General features: G+C 66.8%; 11 protein-coding genes. All 11 read right to left on the bottom strand.

The window, feature by feature from the left end:
- Positions 1-1,722 (bottom strand): tetratricopeptide repeat protein, encoded by a 1,722-nt coding sequence (locus tag ACTDI4_RS17860; RefSeq protein ID WP_442842430.1) that lies wholly within the window; start codon positions 1,720-1,722, stop codon positions 1-3.
- A 216-nt stretch (positions 1,723-1,938) separates the two neighbouring features.
- The gene (leuA, locus tag ACTDI4_RS17855; RefSeq protein WP_442842429.1) at positions 1,939-3,660 is read right to left on the bottom strand and encodes a 2-isopropylmalate synthase; all 1,722 of its coding nucleotides are present in this window, start codon (positions 3,658-3,660) and stop codon (positions 1,939-1,941) included.
- Positions 3,661-3,951: 291 nt separating this feature from the next.
- Positions 3,952-5,040 (bottom strand): AbrB family transcriptional regulator, encoded by a 1,089-nt coding sequence (locus ACTDI4_RS17850; protein WP_442842428.1) that lies wholly within the window; start codon positions 5,038-5,040, stop codon positions 3,952-3,954.
- Between the two features lie 172 nt (positions 5,041-5,212).
- Positions 5,213-5,509 carry a putative quinol monooxygenase gene (locus tag ACTDI4_RS17845; RefSeq protein WP_442842427.1) on the bottom strand — a complete coding sequence of 99 codons (297 nt, stop codon included), beginning with the start codon at positions 5,507-5,509 and terminating at the stop codon, positions 5,213-5,215.
- 149 nt (positions 5,510-5,658) lie between these two features.
- Positions 5,659-6,591 carry a cation diffusion facilitator family transporter gene (locus ACTDI4_RS17840; protein ID WP_442842426.1) on the bottom strand — a complete coding sequence of 311 codons (933 nt, stop codon included), beginning with the start codon at positions 6,589-6,591 and terminating at the stop codon, positions 5,659-5,661.
- A 7-nt stretch (positions 6,592-6,598) separates the two neighbouring features.
- Positions 6,599-8,788 (bottom strand): anthranilate synthase, encoded by a 2,190-nt coding sequence (locus tag ACTDI4_RS17835; protein ID WP_442842425.1) that lies wholly within the window; start codon positions 8,786-8,788, stop codon positions 6,599-6,601.
- Positions 8,789-9,027: 239 nt separating this feature from the next.
- The gene (locus tag ACTDI4_RS17830; protein ID WP_442842424.1) at positions 9,028-9,987 is read right to left on the bottom strand and encodes an ABC transporter permease; all 960 of its coding nucleotides are present in this window, start codon (positions 9,985-9,987) and stop codon (positions 9,028-9,030) included.
- Positions 9,971-10,927 carry an ABC transporter ATP-binding protein gene (locus tag ACTDI4_RS17825; protein WP_442842423.1) on the bottom strand — a complete coding sequence of 319 codons (957 nt, stop codon included), beginning with the start codon at positions 10,925-10,927 and terminating at the stop codon, positions 9,971-9,973. The genes ACTDI4_RS17830 and ACTDI4_RS17825 overlap by 17 nt, the downstream gene beginning before the upstream one ends.
- Positions 10,924-12,147, bottom strand: a complete 1,224-nt coding sequence (locus ACTDI4_RS17820) for an NEW3 domain-containing protein (protein WP_442842422.1) — start codon at positions 12,145-12,147, stop codon at positions 10,924-10,926. Before ACTDI4_RS17820 ends, ACTDI4_RS17825 begins: the two co-directional genes overlap by 4 nt.
- 164 nt (positions 12,148-12,311) lie before the next feature.
- On the bottom strand, positions 12,312-13,361 hold the full coding sequence (locus tag ACTDI4_RS17815; RefSeq protein WP_442842421.1) for a peptidase M14: 1,050 nt from the start codon (positions 13,359-13,361) through the stop codon (positions 12,312-12,314).
- Between the two features lie 26 nt (positions 13,362-13,387).
- Entirely contained in the window at positions 13,388-15,067 is a 1,680-nt protein-coding gene (locus ACTDI4_RS17810; protein WP_442842420.1) for a formate--tetrahydrofolate ligase, read from the bottom strand.
- Between the last annotated feature and the right edge of the window lie 106 nt (positions 15,068-15,173).

Here is a 15,173-nt window from a genome sequence, read left to right as displayed (position 1 = left end):
TCAACTCCCCGTGCCGACGCCGGCGGCCCGCAATGCCTGGAGCAGGTGCTCGGTCAGGTCGGGCGGGTACATGCGATGCTCGAAAATGGCGCGCGGATTGACGGTGAGCTGGGGAAAGTGATTGGCCAGTTCGTCACGCAGATCGACCTTGGCCGTCTCATCGCCGGCAAGATCGGCGGCGATGAGGCGCGCGGCGAGATAGTGCGGCTTGATGCCCGCCGGATGCAGGGACATGGCGGCGCGGATCGCCTGCGCCTTGTCGCCAAGGGAAAGGGCGGACGCAAACAGCCCGAAATCCCACCATTGCGGATGGGCGCTGGACAGGTCCACGGCGCGCGCCATGATCGGGGTTCCTTCCTCGTACCTGCCGGCGAAGATCAGGCCATAGGCATAGGCTGCCGCCATCGAGAGGTCGTAGGTGTTCAGTTCATAGGCCTTCTTCATCCACCGGATGGACTCTTCCGAATTGCCGATGCGGGAATTGAGGAAGCCGCTCGCCCGGTAGACATAGGGGCTGGCGGATGCCATCTGCAGCGCCCGGTGCGCAAGGGCCGTCGCCTGGTCGACGGTGGCGCCGGGCGGATATTTGTAGCCGTCGGTGACGGCTTCCATGTGCAGGGCCGACATCTCGGAATAGATCAGCGCCGATTTCGCCTGTTGCGCGATCAGGGCTTCGAAGCACCTGTAAGCCGCCTGATGGGTGCGCGAATTGGGGTCGAGGTAGTAGTTGTCGTTCAGAAGCAGGCAATGGGTGAGGCCGCGGTCCTGGCCGATCTGATCGAGATAGGTGTAGATGGTTCCCGAAGCCGGGATGGTCGCGCTCAGCACGCTTGCGACGATGTCGTCCGCTTCGCCCGACCCGGCCTGCCGGGCGGCGGCGACGCGCGAAAATAAAACCCGGCCGGAGCCGATGCTCTGCAACTCGATCGACACGCTGCCGGCATCGGAGCCTGGCGCCACATGGAAGACGAAGCTGATGGGATCGGCGGCGGCGTCCGGCTTGACGGGCGGCGCGCGGCCGATGAACTCGATGGTGTCGAAGCCGGAAAGCCCGCTGCGCATGGCCGAGCCAAGCCGCAGGGTGGCCTCATCCTCGCTGCTCAAGGTCATGTAGACGATGGGCAGTTCGTCCGGCGTCGACACGTGGACGCTGCTTGTCACGATGTCCGGCGCCGCCGGCGCCGCGATCCGGCTCAGAACCGGACCAAGCGGTGCGGACAGCAACAGCGAAAAGCCGAGGACCACGGCGACGAGCGCCAGCGCCACCCACCAGGAAGGGAAGCGGCGAGGAGCGGCCACCGCGGAGGGTGTGGCAACCGCCGGTGCGCCGGCCGGCGGGGCCTGCCGGGTATCCGTGGCCTGCATGCCGCCGTCCGCGCCAGGGACAAGCTCATATGCCGGCACATAGCTGCCGCGCGGGATGGAGATGCGAAGCGGTTCGTTCTCCCCTTCGGTGGAGAAATATTGGTCGAGGAGGTTGCGCAGGCGGCGCGCCTGCACCCGCACCACGGCGTCTGTCGAGGAATCGAAATCGGCGTTCTTGCCGAAGACGTCCATCGCGATCGAATAGCCCTTGAGCCGGTCGGCCTCGCCGGCCAGTTCCTTCTCGACCAGATAGGTCAACAGATTGCGGGATCGTTCCGAACGGCTGAAAGTCTGGCTGGCAAGCAAGCGCTCCAGCGTTTCGCGCACTGCGGGGGCGGCAGGCGTGGAATGCTGCAAGTGTCGAAACCCTTCAAGTCGGCACAAGTCGAGTCGATCATATCGTCCATGCGTTGCCGCACAAGCCACAACTGCTGTTTGCACGTTTTCAGCGGCTTGCGAAACGCCGGAACGGCCGTTTCGTTGCGTTTATGCCGCTGTAAGGGGAGGTTGCGCGCGCCTTTGGGGGGCGAACCCGACCGAAACGGTGCGGTCGGGTTCGTCCGTTCGCTTGCGTCAGCCCGCCGTGGTGCCGACGATTCGGTTGGCCGCAGACACCACGGCCTCCAGCGAGGCGGAGGAAATGTTGGTGTTGATGCCGACGCCGAACAGCTTGCCGCTGCCGTGCTCCATCTCGAGATAGGAGATGGCCGAGGCGTCGGAGCCCCGCTGCAGCGAATGCTCGGAATAGTCGAGCACCGACATCTCCACGCCGGCATGGCGCGCGAGCGCGTCGACGAAGCTGTCGATCGGCCCCGTGCCGACGCCGTTGACCCGCACTTCCCGGCCGCCGTCGAGTATGGTGGCCTCCAGCACGCGCCGCCCTTTCACCTTCTCGTCGGGATAGGTGCGGTGATCGACATATTTGAAGCGCGCGCCGGGCTGGTCGACATAGAGCTTGCGGAACTCGTCATGGATGCGGCTGGAAGGCAATTCCTTGCCTTCGGCATCGGTGATGGCCTGGACTTCGCGGCTGAACTCGATCTGGAGATTGCGCGGCAGGTTCAGCCCGTAGTCGGCCTGGAGCACATAGGCGATGCCGCCCTTGCCCGACTGGGAATTGATGCGGATGATCGCCTCGTAGGAGCGGCCGACATCCTGCGGGTCGATCGGCAGGTAAGGCACCTCCCAGATCGGCGAGTTGGCCTTGGCCGCGGCCTTCATGCCCTTGTTGATGGCGTCCTGGTGCGAGCCCGAGAAGGCGGTGTAGACCAGTTCGCCGACATAGGGGTGCCGTTCCGGGATCACCAACTGGTTGGAATATTCGTAGACGTCCTTCATGCGGTTGATGTCGGTGCAGTCCAGCATGGGATCGACGCCCTGCGTGTACATGTTCAGCGCCAGCGTGACGATGTTGACGTTGCCGGTGCGTTCGCCGTTGCCGAACAGGGTGCCTTCGACGCGATCGGCTCCCGCCATCAGGCCGAGTTCGGTACTGGCGATGCCGGTGCCGCGGTCGTTGTGCGGATGCAGCGAAATGATGAGATTTTCACGGTTGTCGAGGTTGAGGCACATCCATTCGATGCGGTCGGCATAGACGTTGGGCGTCGACATCTCGACGGTCGACGGCAGGTTGAGGATCAGCTTGTTCTCCGGCGTCGGCTTCACGATCTCGGCGACCGCGTTGCAGATCTCCAGCGCCACCTCCAGCTCCGTGCCGGTGAAGCTTTCCGGCGAATATTCGAACCGGTAGCCGCCGCCGGCCTTGGCCGCCATGTCGGTGATCATCTTGGCGGCATCGGTGGCGATCCTCTTGATGCCGCGCACGTCCTTCTCGAACACGACGCGGCGCTGCAACTCGCTGGTGGAGTTGTAGAAATGCACGATCGGCGTCCTGGCGCCCTCCAACGCCTCGAAGGTACGCGAAATCAGTTCGGGCCGGCATTGCACCAGAACCTGGAGATCGACGCCGTCGGGCACGTCGCCGTTTTCGATGCACCAGCGGGCGAAATCGAAATCGGTCTGCGAGGCGGAAGGAAAGCCGATCTCGATTTCCTTGAAGCCCATGTCCAGCAACAGCCGGAACATGCGCGCCTTGCGCTCATGGCCCATCGGGTTGACCAGCGCCTGGTTGCCGTCGCGCAGGTCCACCGAGCACCAGACCGGCGCCTTCTCGATCACTTTCGAGGGCCAGGTGCGGTCGGGCAGGTTCACCGTGGGGTAGGAGGCATATTTGGCGCCGGCGGTCGGCATGCCGTGGCGGGCCGATACGGCAGGTTCGGAAGTCGTCTTGTTCATCTCGGTCTCGTTCTCTCTGCCGCCCTGCGCCAAGCGCGTCGTCAGGCGGACTTAAACCAGAAATTCGGTTCGGATGTGAAGAGCAAAGGAGCGCATGCCTGGCGGCAACTCGACCGCCGGACGCTCCTTCAACGAGCCCGGCGATCGCCGATAAGGCCGAGAAGCAGAAGGCTGGAGGCAAGCGCGCGCACGGTCTCGCCGGCCAGGATGGCCGGGCGCGAGGCGGTCGATGCGGAACGCTTTGTCATGGGCGCTCTCTTTACAGCAGCGCATGCCCCGAGGCAAGGGTCGTCATGCCTTGACCGTTGCGGCAACCAGACGGGCGAGCCCGGGACCCAGCAGCAGCACCACGAGGAAGCGGGCGGTCTGCAGGGCCATGATGAAGGATATGTCCACGTTCTGGGCCGCGGCTGCGATGATTGCGACCGAATCCATGCCGCCCGGGCTGGTGGCCAGATAGGCCGAAAGCGGGTCGATGCCCAGCGTGCTGCTGATCAGCCATCCCAGCCCGCCGCAGAAGGCGACGAGTGCCACGATCGAGCCGAGGATCTGCGGCAGGGCGCGGGCGGCGTGGCGCAGCACGGGCCGCGTGAAATTGAGGCCGATCGCCCAGCCGATCAGCGCGTAGCTCGCCGCCAGAAGCCATTGCGGCAACTGGAACTCGGCGTCGAAGCCGAGATGCAGCACGGTGCCCAGGATCATCGTGCCGAGAAAATGGGGCGAGGGCAGCCGCAGGGCCATGCCGGCCAGCGTTCCGGTGACCGCGACGAGGATGGTGGTGGCGAACGGGCCGGCCTGGAGCGGCGGAAACCATACGATCGCCGGAACTTCGACGCCGGAGGTGTCGACGAACAGCCGGGCGACCAGCGCCGCCGTCATCGAAACCAGCAGCACGCGCAGGTACTGCATGAAGGCCACGAGGCGCTGGTCGGCGCCGAAGGCGCCCGCCATCAGCACCATGGCCGTCGCCGCTCCCGGCGTGGATCCCCACACGGCCGTGGTGCCGGGCAGCACCCGCCAGCGGCTGATCAGCCAGCCCAGCAGGCTCGATGCCGCGACCGTGGCGACGACGGCGCCGAGGAACAGCGGCCAGTCGGCATAGACGACGCCGAATATCGTGGGCGAGATCGAACTGGCGATCAGGCAGCCGATGACCGCCTGCGCCAGGGCGAAGACCGGTCGCGGCATGCGCACGGTGGCGCCGTTGGTGCCGGCCAGGATGCCGGCGAGCATCGGCCCTATCAGCCAGGCGGCGGGCAGGGAGGCCATCTCGAGGCCCATGGCGAGCCCGGCCGAAAGCAGGGCAAGCAGAAGCCATTGCGCGGCGGGCGCGACTTCCTGGAGCGGCAGCCTGTCTTCGGCCTGGGGGGTCTGATCCATGCGAGAGGTCTTAGAGCCTTTCATGGTTCCGTGTAACCATGAAAGGCTCTAATGCGTTTGCAGCCAAGTGGAAACAGTTGACGTCGCACAAACGCGGCAAAAACAAATAGATAGAGCAGCGGCGCCGATATGGTCGCAGCAGCGCTCCTTCGCGGCCGGATCGCAACCCCGGCTATGCGGGCAGGCCGAAGCCGCCGGCCGGAGCGGTCTCGACCTGGAAGTCGAACCCGGCGATCAGCGGCCGGGCCCGGGCGATCGCCGCCTGCACGTCGGGGCGCGACAGCGAGGTCTTGTGGCTCTCGGCGTCGGTCCACACCTCCGTCACCCAGATCGCGTTGGTGTCGGCCGGATCGCGCGCGACGATATAGCTGAGGCAGCCGGGCAGCGAACCCGTGGCCTCCAGCAGGATGCCGACCACTTCCTCCCGCTTGCCCGGCGCGGCACGCAGCTTTCCGATCAGGCCATACATATTCCTTCTCCCTTCGGTCCCGCACCGGCCAGTTGGGAAGCAAAGCAGGGCAACGGGCAGACCGGCAACCGTCGCGGAGACGACTTTCTTCGTTCCGGGCCTTCCGTTCAAGTCCTTTGTCCGGGAAGGGGCCGCGCCGCCGGCCTGCCTCAGGCGAAGGGGACGGCGGCCGTACCCCTGGGCAACTTGGCCTCGTCGTCCGGCTCGACATGGATGGTGATGCGCACGGAGGGTATCTCGGCCTTCAGCGCGTCCTCGATGCGATCGCAGATGACATGGCTTTCGCCGACCGACATGCCCGCATCCACCACCAGGTGGAACTCGATGAAGGTGGCGCGGCCGGCGATGCGGGTCTTGAGGTCGTGCACCTCCAGCGCGCCCTTCGAGTTGGCGGAGATGATGTCGCGGATGCGCATGTTCTCCTGCACGTTGACGGCACGGTCCATCAGGCCGCTGAGCGATTCGCGGGTCACCCTCCATCCCTGGTAGAGGATGTTGATGGCGACCAGCAGCGCCAGCAGCGGGTCGAGCAGGTGCCAGCCGGTCAGCACGGCGGCCACCAGCCCCACGAGCACCCCGAAGGAGGTGACGACGTCGGTCATGATGTGCTGGCCGTCCGCCACCAGTGCCGGCGACTTCTGCGCGCGTCCGTTGCGGATGAGCACCCAGGCCCATGCGGCATTTATGAAGGCCGCGCCGGTGTTCACCGCAAGACCCGGCCACGGCTCCTCCAGCGGCAGCGGGTTGCGCAGCGATTGCCAGACCTGGGCAAGGATGAGCAGGGCGGCCACGACGATCAGCACGCCTTCCAGCACGGCCGAGAAATACTCGGCCTTGTGGTGACCGAAGGGATGGTCCTCGTCGGCCGGCGTGTGGCTGACGAGGATCGCCCAATAGGCGGCCATCGCCGTGACCACGTTCGCGATCGATTCCAGGGCGTCCGAATAGAGCGCGACCGAGCCGGTCATGCGCCAGGCCAGCAGCTTGAGCGCCGTCACCACGAAGGCGACGACGATCGACCAGATGGCGAGCGTCGCGACCCGTCGCTTGGATGCCGCCTTTTGATCCGCGATCGCAGTCATGCGCTTGTCAGGCCGCCTTTTCCTTCGCCTTGCGCGGCAGGTGCACCACCACGTTCTCGATCATGCGCATGCCGGCGTCGTGACCCAGGCTCATGATCGATTCGGGGTGGAACTGCACGGCCGCGACAGGCTCCTTCTCATGCTCGAAGGCCATGATGACGCCGTCGTCGGTCTCGGCGGTGACGGTGAACTCCGGCGGCAGGGTGGCCGGATCGGCGAAGATCGAGTGATAGCGGCCGACAGTGACTTCGCCGGGCAGGCCGGAGAAGATGATGCCGGGCTTCGAGACCTTGATGCGCGAGGGCTTGCCGTGCACGGGCACGCGCAATTGCCGCAGCTCTCCGCCATAGGCTTCGGCCAGCGCCTGAAGGCCGAGGCAGACACCGAAGATCGGCAGGCCGCGCGCGCGCGCCTTCTTGATGGTTGCGGCGCAGTCGAAGTCCCTGGGCGTGCCGGGCCCGGGCGAAAGCACGACGAGATCGGGCTTCAGCCGGTCGAACAGTTCGTCGGCCACCGGCGTCCGCACCGTGGAGACATTGGCTCCGGTCTGGCGGAAATAGTTGGCCAGCGTGTGGACGAAGGAGTCCTCGTGGTCGACCAGCAGGATGTTGACGCCGTCGCCGACGCGGGCGGTGGCCCGCTCGGCGGAAGGAGAGTTCCCGACCTTGGCGTCGCGGATGGCGGAGAGCATGGCGGATGCCTTCAGTTCTGTTTCGGCTTCCTCGTCCTCGGGGACGGAATCATACAGCAGCGTGGCGCCGGCGCGAACCTCGGCGATGCCGTCCTTGATGCGGATGGTGCGCAGCGTCAGCCCCGTGTTGAGGTCGCCGTTGAAATGCACCATGCCGACGGCCCCGCCATACCAGGCGCGCGGGCTCTTCTCGTTCTGCTCGATGAAGCGCATGGCCCATAATTTCGGCGCGCCCGTGACGGTGACGGCCCAGGCGTGGGTAAGGAAGGCGTCGAAGGCGTCCATGCCTTCGCGCAGCCGGCCCTCGATGTGGTCCACCGTGTGGATGAGGCGCGAATACATTTCGATCTGGCGCCGGCCGATGACACGCACGGACCCCGGCTCGCACACGCGGCTCTTGTCGTTGCGGTCAACGTCGGAGCACATGGTGAGTTCCGACTCGTCCTTCTTGGAGTTGAGCAGCTTGATGATCTGCTCGGCGTCGGCGATGGCGTCCTCGCCGCGCTTGATGGTGCCGGAGATCGGGCAGGTCTCGACGCGGCGGCCGCTGACGCGCACGAACATCTCGGGCGAGGCCCCGACCAGATATTCGCCTTCGCCCAGGTTGATGAAGAAGGAATAGGGCGAGGGATTGATGGCCTTGAGCTTGCGCGAGATTTCGGAAGGGGCGGTCTCGCAGCGCTCGTAGAACATCTGGCCGGGCACGACCTCGAACAGGTCGCCGCGATGGAAGCTTTCCTTCGCGCGCCCCACGAGGCCTGCATATTCGCCCGGCTCATGGTCGCCGCGCGGCGGCACATGGTCTGCCGGCCTGAAGGGCTCGACGACCGGCGCGCGCGGCAGGCCGGCGGTGGAAAAGGCCTCCCCGGCATAGTCGTAGCGGTCGGTCCAGGCCTTGGCCGAATAATGGTCGACCACGAGGATCTCGTCGGGCAGGTAGAGCACCAGGTCGCGCTGGCTCTCGGCGCGCTTCAACCTGTATTCCACCGGGTCGAACTGGAAGGCGAGGTCGTAGCCGAAGGCGCCGTAAAGGCCGAGATTGGCGTCTTCCGGCGATTTGAACAGATCGGTGACGGCGCGCAGCACGGTGAATACCGAGGGCATGCGGCTGCGCTCCTCCTCGGTGAAGGGCCGGTCGGGCTTGTCCACCTCCAGCCGGATCAGCCGGGTGTCGCGTTCGCCGATCCTGACCTCGGCCAGCGCGCCGACCGCCTTGCCGATGACGGGAAGCAGCGCCTCGCCGCGGGCGTTGAGCGCCTCGATCTTCATGGCGCGGCCGCGCGCGGAGATCACCAGAGGCGGGTCGATGATGGCGGTGTCCCAGCGCGTGTAGCGGCCCGGATATTCGTAGTTGGAGGAAAACACCGCGCCGCGGCGCTCGTTCAGCCCGTCGAGATAGGCCTCGATCGCGCCGGCATAGGGCTTTTCGTGGCGCTCGCGGGTGATCGCGACGCCGCCTGCCGTGATGAAGCGCTCGGCGCCGTTGTCCAGGAGTTCCACCGTCATTGCCGTCTCCATTCGCTCTTGGGCAACGGAACCCGGAGGCTGGAAAAACAAATGGCCGCCCGGACATCCCGTTGCGGCCACCATCCATGTTCACGCGCACGCGCTGCGACAGGCCGCTTCTAGCAGGCCCACCACCAGGCAGTGTTGGAAGAACGCATGATCATGGGCTTTCCATAGCGGCGAATGGAGGGGAGGGCAAGGGGATTTGACGTCGCCCTCTCCAAAGCCCGGCGCGACGCCTAAGCCCTGATCTCCTGCCGCTGGAAGGCGACATAGGCGATGGTGAATAGCACCAACAGCGCCGCGATCATGCCGGCGATCTGCGGCCACACCAGCGCGAAGCTGGCCGACAGCGGCAGCGGTGCGCCCATCAGGGCGCCGCTGAGTTGGCTGGCGAAGAGCAGGCCGAGCGAGCGCGTGGCGGGATTGAGCAGCGCCAACGTCGCCTCGCCGTAAAGCACGTTGGGCGAGATGCGGGCGATCGCCTGCTGCAGGTCGATCTGGTGGACCATGGTCATCGGATCCAGCGGATCGACCGGCGCCAGAGCGCCGGCGATCAGCGGCGCCAGCATCGGCCAGAACACGGAGAACACCAGCCACAGCGTCAGCGCGCACAGCGCCGAGGTGGCGGGCGACTTCACCAGCGTGGAAAAGGCCATGGCCACCGCCAGCCACACGCCGGCATAGACGAAGGAGGCGAACAGGAAGGCGAGCCCGCGCGCGATCTCCTCGCCGCTCGGCGGCAGGCCGAGCAGCAGCATGCCGAGCCCGGTCACCAGCAGCCACAGCGCCAGCAGGCAGATGGCGATGACCAGCAGGCCGCCGAGGAATTTTCCCGTGAGCAGCGCGTCGCGGTAGATCGGCTGGGACAGGATGCGCGACATGGTGCGTCGGCTGTACTCGCCGTTGATGGCGTCGAAGCCCAGCGCGATCGCCACCAGCGGCACCAGGAAGCCGAGGAAGGAGACGAAGGAGGGCAGGGGCTGCTCGGCGGTGGTGAACAGGCGCAGGAACAGGAACTGGTCCTCGCCGACGGTCGCCTTGATCTGGCCGATGGCGGCATAGACGGAGCCGATGGCGGTCAGCAGCACCAGCAGCATCACCAAATGGATGCGGGCGGAGTTCATATGGTCGGCGGCTTCCTTGAGCGCCACCGTCGACAGGCCCGCGAAGGGCGAGCCCTCACGCCGCGACGTCATGGTTGTCTCCTTCGAAGAAATGCGCGTAGACCTCGTCCAGCGAGGACTGGCGGATGCTCATCGAGCGCAGCGCCCCGCCGGCGGCCACCACGTGCCGGGCGATGTCGGCGCGGATGTCGGCGTCGGCGTCGACGCGCCAGCGGCCGCCCGCGAGCGGCGAGACGCCCGAAACGTGCGGGGCATGGGCCAGCACCGAAGGCAGGTTGACGCCGCCGGCCTCCACCTCCACCACATGGGTGCCGCCCAGCACGTCGGCGGTCAGTTCGCCGACCCTGCCGATCAGCCCGATGCGGCCGCGCTGGAACAGCGCCACCCGGTCGCAGATGGTCTGCATCATCGAAAGCAGGTGCGAGGAGAGCACGATGGTGACGCCTTCGGCGGCCAGTTCGCGGATCTGCTCCAGCAATTCCTGCGTGGATTGCGGGTCGAGGCCGGAGGTCGGCTCGTCGAGGATGGCGATCTCTGCCCGCTTGACCAGCATCTCGGCCAGCCCCAGGCGCTGGCGCATGCCGCGCGAGAAGGTGGCCACGCGCCTGTCGCGAACCTCCGGCAGGCGCACCCGCTCCAATGCGGCGTCGATGCGCCCTTGCGCCTCGGTCGACGGGATGCCGGCGAGGCGGGCGGTATAGGCGAGGTTTTCGCGCGCGGTCAGGTGGTCGTAGAAGCCGATCTGGTCGGGCAGGTAGCCGACGCGGCGCTTCACCTCCAGCGGCCGGCGCAGCGGGTCGAGCCCCAGCACGCGGATTTCGCCGGCGCTCGGTTCGGTCAGGCCGAGCAGCAGCAGGATGGTCGTGGTCTTGCCGGAGCCGTTCGGCCCCAGCAGGCCGAACACCTCGCCCTTTTCCACCGTAAGGTCGATGCCGTCCACGGCCACGGCACGGCCATAGCGCTTGGCAAGGCCCCGCGCCTCGATGACGGGTGCTTCGGGGGCGGGGCTCATCTGCGGCCGTACCTTGTCACGGCGAAGGCCAGGATCAGCGCCGAGGCGCCGATGACGCCCAGCCCGGTGACGCCCCACAGCGTGGAGGTGCGCACGGTGACGCGGAAATTGGCGCTGTCGGAGGCGCCGGAACCGTTGGCGCGCACCGGGACCATGTAGTCGCCGGCGATCGCCTGCTGCGAGGGCGTCATCGACACGCCGACACTGGCGGTGGCGCCGGGGGCGATCTCGTCCACCTTCTCGGGATTGAAGGCGACCTTCCAGCCCGAGGGTGGCGTGGCCGACAAGGCCACGTCGCGCGCCGGCGCGGAGCCGGAATTGGAAAGCGTGAAGGTGAAGGTGCGTTCCTGCCCGGCGGTGGCATCGCCCGAAAGCCGCCCCTCGGGCCCCGACAGCGACACGGAAGGCCGGCCGGTGATGTCGAGCACCAGCCTGGTGTCGGCGCTGATGTCGCCCGCCGCGGCGGCCACGGCGACGGGGTACTGGCCTGCCTGGGCCGAGTGGGGCGGCTGCACGTTGACGGACAGCGTCTTCTTCTCGCCGGCCTTGAGCGGCAGGCTGGTCAGTTCCTGCGAGCCGTAGCCCTCCTTGAAGGTGACCTGGAAGCCGTCCGGCGCCTTGGAGAGCAGGTTGACGGTGGTGTCCTCCTGGCCCTCGTTCTTGATGTCGACCTGGAAGTCGAAGGCGGATTTCGCCGTTCCGCGCAGCGCCGGCAGTTTGGGTTCGAGCGTCAGCCTGGCCGGCTCGGTCCTGGAGGGCGTCACCTGCAGGGGCAGTTGCAGGGCCTCGCCGTCGCCCTTCGCCGACACGGTGAAGCCGACCGGCTTGTCGCCGGGGGCGCCGGCGGGCGGCGTCAGCTTCAGCGTCAGGTCCACAAAGGCATCGGAGGCGGCGATCGCCGCGCGCACGGGCTTGCCGCCGCCGTCCATCTCCCAGGCCCAGCCTTCCGGCAGCCCGGTCACGCCCAGTTCCACGCGTTGCGGCGGCAGGCCGTGGTTGCGCAGGGTGAGCGGTACGGAAACCTCCTTGCCGGCCTGCGCGGAAAATTCCGGATAGGGCGTCGTCAGCCACAGCCCCGAGGGCGCGGAAACGGCGGAAGAGGGGGCGGATTGGGCGTTTGCCGGCGGCGGGGTGCCGGCCAGCGCCAGGGTGCCGACCATGGCGGCGGCCAGGAGCTTCGAAGGGGTTGCGAAGGACGAGCGAAAGCGCGCCGGACTCATATCTGCCTCCCGCATGAAGTTCAAAATAAATTGTTGTTTTGCAAAGCCTTGGCGACTTTATGCGCAGCGGAAGGATGGCCCCGTTTGTGGCATGAATGGGGCAGCGGACGGCCCTTTCGAGCCGTTCACAAAATTGTAATCGACAGCGACGCGGCGTGAGCCGCTCAGTCCTCCAGCGTGCCGGAACGGGCGTCGGCGCTGCGCTGTTCGCCGACCAGCTTGACCAGGTCGTCGCCGGCGCGGGTGATGCGGTGGGAGCGGCGGGTGAGGATATAGCCGTCCTGCGGGGCGAACACTTCGGCGCGCCCGTCCTTCTCTCCCGGCGCATGGACGATGGTGGCAAGCCGGTCGCCTCTTTTCACCCGTTCGCCGGGTGCGACGTCGTAGAGGACGGCGCCGGCTCTCGGGGCCGGCATCATGTCGATGTTCTCCAGCGGCGCGACGACGCCCTTGAAGGGGCCGGGCGCCGGCACGGAAGGATCGACGATCACGCCGCGCGCCGCCAGCAGCCGGTAGAGCCCTTCCGCATCGGAACGCGCCAGCGCACCGTTGACGTCGCGCAGGCCGCGATATTCGACCGTGGTGACCGCGACCTTGCCCAGCCGGTCGCGCGCGCCCGTCAGGTAGGGGTGGACGGAAGCCTCCTCGAAGGCGGAATTGGAGGCGCCCTGCCACAGCAGAACCGCATCCACGCCCATGGCCGCCGCGCAGTCCTGCATGGCTGGCCACAGCTCGGCTGGCACGTAGAGATAGGCCACGCTCTCGTCGTCGCAGTGAAGGTCGAGCACGATGTCGTGGCCCAGCGAGAGCGCGAGCAGCCGCGCCTTCAGCTTCTGGTTGACGCTGGCCAGCGAGGTGTCGGGCAGCAGCGCGGCGTCCGGGCGCTCCACCAGAGGGAAGTCGCGGTTGAAGTTGGTGCGGGTGCCGAGGTGGAAGCGGCCTTGCTGCTCGCCGAGGAAATATTGCGCGCGTCCCACCGGGTTTGCCCAGGGCACCGCGGTGATGCGCTGGCGGATGCGCCCCTCGGCTTCCGCCTTCTCCAGCATCGGCATCAGCGCGTCGATGGCCACCGTGCCCGGCAGTTCGCCGGCATGGAGCGCTGCCTGGATGTAGGCGCCGGGTGCGGCGTCGTCCGAGCCTTCGAAGCGGAAGACGGGGAATTCGTAGGCGACGCCTTCGGTGTCGCCGGAAATCTTCTCGATGCTTTTCTTCATCGTCGTCTCCCGCTTCGTCTTGCCGGTCAGCTCAGCCCTTCGATCTCGCCGTCCTCGTTGAGGTAGATGTTCTCGGAGGAAGGCTTGGAGGGCAGGCCGGGCATGGTCATGATCTCGCCGCAGATGGCCACGACGAAGCCGGCGCCGGCCGAAAGCCGTACCTCGCGCACGGCGACCGTGTGGCCGGTGGGCGCGCCGCGCAGGTTCGGATCGGTCGAGAAGGAATATTGCGTCTTGGCCATGCACACCGGCAGGTGGCCGTAGCCGGCCTGCTCCCACTGGTGGAGCTGGTCGCGCACGCTCTTGTCGGCGATCGCCTCCGAGCCGCGATAGATGCGCTTGACGATGGTGTCGATCTTGTCGAACAGCTTCAGTTCGTCGGCATAGAGCGGCGCGAACTGCGAGGCCCCCGATTCGGCCAGTTGCACGACCTTGTGCGCCAGTTCCTCGATGCCGGCCGAGCCCTGCGCCCAGTGCTTGCACAGGATGGCCTCCTCGCCCATGGAAGCGACGTAGTCCTTCAGCGCCTCGATCTCGGCTTCGGTATCGCTATGGAAATGGTTGATCGCCACCACGGCGGGCACGCCGAACTGGCGCACGTTCTCGATATGGCGGCCGAGATTGGGGCAGCCTCTCTTCACCGCCTCGACGTCTTCCCGGCCAAGGTCTTCCTTCTTCACCCCGCCGTTCATCTTCATCGCCCGCACAGTGGCGACGATGACCGTTGCCGCCGGCTTCAGCCCCGCCTTGCGGCACTTGATGTCGAAGAATTTCTCCGCGCCCAGGTCGGCGCCGAAGCCGGCTTCGGTGACGACATAGTCGCCGAGCTTCAAGGCCGTGGTGGTGGCCATGACCGAATTGCAGCCATGGGCGATGTTGGCGAACGGGCCGCCATGCACGAAGGCGGGGTTGTTCTCCAGCGTCTGCACGAGGTTGGGCTGGATGGCGTCCTTGAGCAGCACGGCCATGGCGCCGTCGGCCTTGAGGTCGCGGGCGAAGACCGGGCTCTTGTCGCGGCGGTAGGCCACGATGATGTCGCCCAGCCGCTTCTGCAGGTCCTTGAGGTCGCGCGCCAGGCACAGGATGGCCATCACCTCGGAAGCGACGGTGATGTCGAAGCCGGCCTCGCGCGGATAGCCGTTGGCTACCCCGCCGAGCGAGCATACGATCTGCCGGAGCGCGCGGTCGTTCATGTCCATGACCCGGCGCCAGGTGACGCGGCGCATGTCGATGCCCAGGTCGTTGCCCCAGTAGATGTGGTTGTCGATCAGCGCCGACAGGAGATTGTGGGCCGAGGTGATGGCGTGGAAATCGCCGGTGAAGTGCAGGTTCATGTCGTCCATCGGAACGACCTGGGCCATGCCGCCGCCGGCGGCGCCGCCCTTCATGCCGAAATTCGGCCCGAGCGAGGCTTCGCGGATGCAGATCACCGCCTTCTTGCCGATGCGGTTCAGGCCGTCGCCGAGGCCGACCGTCGTGGTGGTCTTGCCTTCGCCGGCCGGCGTCGGATTGATGGCGGTGACCAGGATCAGCTTGCCGTCCTTGTTGCCCTGCACCGACTTGATGAACTCGGCCGAAACCTTCGCCTTGTCGTGGCCATAGGGCAGGAGGTGCTCGTTGGGGATGCCTATCCTGCCGCCGACCTCCTGGATCGGCTTCTTCTTCGCAGCGCGGGCGATCTGGATGTCGGACTTCACTTCGGCCATGAAGGCGCTCCCATTGCTTTCATCGGTCGGGCGTTCCCCGCCCAAGGTTGCGCATACAAGCGCGAGAGGCGGGCGATCCGCCGTCTCAAAACAGGCGCGGAATGCG

Source organism: Mesorhizobium sp. PUT5, from assembly GCF_052216645.1.
Lineage (GTDB): Bacteria > Pseudomonadota > Alphaproteobacteria > Rhizobiales > Rhizobiaceae > Mesorhizobium.
The sequence above is the reverse complement of the archived record's forward strand: the minus strand, read 5'-3'. Positions and strand labels throughout refer to the sequence as shown.

Coding starts and splice junctions, on each gene's coding strand:
- leuA (WP_442842429.1), bottom strand. CDS start 3,660: ATGAACAAGACGACTTCCGAACCTGCCGTATCGGCCCGCCACGGCATG.
- ACTDI4_RS17850 (WP_442842428.1), bottom strand. CDS start 5,040: ATGGATCAGACCCCCCAGGCCGAAGACAGGCTGCCGCTCCAGGAAGTC.
- ACTDI4_RS17845 (WP_442842427.1), bottom strand. CDS start 5,509: ATGTATGGCCTGATCGGAAAGCTGCGTGCCGCGCCGGGCAAGCGGGAG.
- ACTDI4_RS17840 (WP_442842426.1), bottom strand. CDS start 6,591: ATGACTGCGATCGCGGATCAAAAGGCGGCATCCAAGCGACGGGTCGCG.
- ACTDI4_RS17835 (WP_442842425.1), bottom strand. CDS start 8,788: ATGACGGTGGAACTCCTGGACAACGGCGCCGAGCGCTTCATCACGGCA.
- ACTDI4_RS17830 (WP_442842424.1), bottom strand. CDS start 9,987: ATGACGTCGCGGCGTGAGGGCTCGCCCTTCGCGGGCCTGTCGACGGTG.
- ACTDI4_RS17825 (WP_442842423.1), bottom strand. CDS start 10,927: ATGAGCCCCGCCCCCGAAGCACCCGTCATCGAGGCGCGGGGCCTTGCC.
- ACTDI4_RS17820 (WP_442842422.1), bottom strand. CDS start 12,147: ATGAGTCCGGCGCGCTTTCGCTCGTCCTTCGCAACCCCTTCGAAGCTC.
- ACTDI4_RS17815 (WP_442842421.1), bottom strand. CDS start 13,361: ATGAAGAAAAGCATCGAGAAGATTTCCGGCGACACCGAAGGCGTCGCC.
- ACTDI4_RS17810 (WP_442842420.1), bottom strand. CDS start 15,067: ATGGCCGAAGTGAAGTCCGACATCCAGATCGCCCGCGCTGCGAAGAAG.